We start from the raw sequence: 1,303 nt of genomic DNA, 5'->3' as shown, positions 1-1,303 counted from the left end.
GTTACCGAAAGGTAACCCCTTCTTGCTTTGTCCGGTCGGTCGTGCATGACCCGGACAGCGACCGACGACGTTTTCATTCCCACAGCGCTGACGGATACATAGCCCGTCGCATGGCAGGACTTTTCACAACGCCCGCTTATTCTTCGATAATCCGCGCCTTCGGTTTGCTCAGCAGGAGCATGACCAGCGCGACGTAGGGCATCGGCTTTCAGAAATAGTAGCCCTGCAGCAGATGAATACTCTGGCGATTAAGATAATCCCGTTGGGCCTCGGTTTCGACGCCCTCGGCAATGATGCGCAGTGACAGCGTCCGCGCCATCTCTATCACGCAGTCCAGCAGCTTGCTTGTCGGCGCCTCCCCGGTTACCCGGCCGACAAAACTCTGATCGATTTTGATATAGTCGAAAACCAGCTCGTGGCGACAGGAAAGCCCGGAATAGCCGGTGCCAAAGTTGTCCAGCGCGATGGAAAACCCGCGGGAGTGTAACGTATTGAGCTTGTCCACAACCGCCCCGTTGAGCAACAGCGGCTCCTGCTCCGTGATCTCCAGCATCAGCTTCACCGCTTTACCCTCAAAGCCGCGCTGATAGTGCAGGCAGTCATCGATAAACGTCGGCGCGTTAATATATGACACGCTGATATTCAGGCCAATATGAAACCCATCCGGTAGTTTACTAAAGTGTGGTCTCATCTGCGCGTTGACCTGCGCCATCAGGCTGCGGGTTAGGGGAATAATTAAGCCGGTACGTTCGGCCAACGGAATAAATTCCGCTGGCGAGCGCGCTGGCGTCGTGCTGTTTTGCCAGCGGGCGAGGTAAATACCTCCTGGTGTGGGTCCGCAGCCAGCGGCTTAACATCGCCATATCTGGCAATCATTTGGTTCTGCACCCAGAGTGCCAGCCCGTTGTCATCGGTATCGCTATATAGCGCATCGCGCAGATGGATGTCGCTGATCGTGACAATCACCCTGATCGGCGCTAAGCGCGTCTGATAGATCAGCACCGGCCGCTTATTGACCATCATTCTGGCCGGGAGCAGTAACAGAGGGTCATCAGGCAAAGACTCAGGGCTAAGTGTCAGGACCCGGTTGCCAGTTAATGACGAACACGCCCGCAAGAAATACCATCAGCGCCAGGGAAAAGGCAATCACTCGCAGCCGGTGGATGAAGAGACGGCGTTGTTTCTTGGCGATCGCACCGTCAGCCAGCCGGCGTGGCAGCCCGGCGCGATGGTGCGACTGACGGTCAGCGGCAAGGCGCGGGTATTTAGCGGCTAATCCCTGAGCAGGCGGCGCCGGCTATCG

At 57.0% G+C, this 1,303-nt stretch carries 3 protein-coding genes; 1 reads left to right on the top strand and 2 read right to left on the bottom strand.

Annotation, left to right across the window (positions count from 1 at the left end; genetic code table 11):
• Positions 1 to 208: 208 nt before the first annotated feature.
• Together HMPREF9538_RS33000 and HMPREF9538_RS32995 are read right to left on the bottom strand one after the other, a co-directional pair.
• The gene (locus HMPREF9538_RS33000) at positions 209 to 757 is read right to left on the bottom strand and encodes an EAL domain-containing protein (RefSeq protein WP_020317012.1); all 549 of its coding nucleotides are present in this window, start codon (positions 755 to 757) and stop codon (positions 209 to 211) included.
• On the bottom strand, positions 736 to 1,023 hold the full coding sequence (locus HMPREF9538_RS32995; RefSeq protein WP_009485772.1) for a hypothetical protein: 288 nt from the start codon (positions 1,021 to 1,023) through the stop codon (positions 736 to 738). The genes HMPREF9538_RS33000 and HMPREF9538_RS32995 overlap by 22 nt, the downstream gene beginning before the upstream one ends.
• 64 nt (positions 1,024 to 1,087) lie before the next feature.
• Between HMPREF9538_RS32995 and HMPREF9538_RS0128160 the strand changes: the two genes are divergently transcribed.
• On the top strand, positions 1,088 to 1,276 hold the full coding sequence (locus HMPREF9538_RS0128160) for a hypothetical protein (RefSeq protein WP_004176624.1): 189 nt from the start codon (positions 1,088 to 1,090) through the stop codon (positions 1,274 to 1,276).
• Positions 1,277 to 1,303: the final 27 nt, after the last annotated feature.

Origin of the sequence: Klebsiella sp. MS 92-3 (genome assembly GCF_000195655.1) — a bacterium.
Classification (GTDB): domain Bacteria; phylum Pseudomonadota; class Gammaproteobacteria; order Enterobacterales; family Enterobacteriaceae; genus Klebsiella; species Klebsiella pneumoniae.
This window is presented reverse-complemented; position numbering and strand designations above follow the sequence as displayed.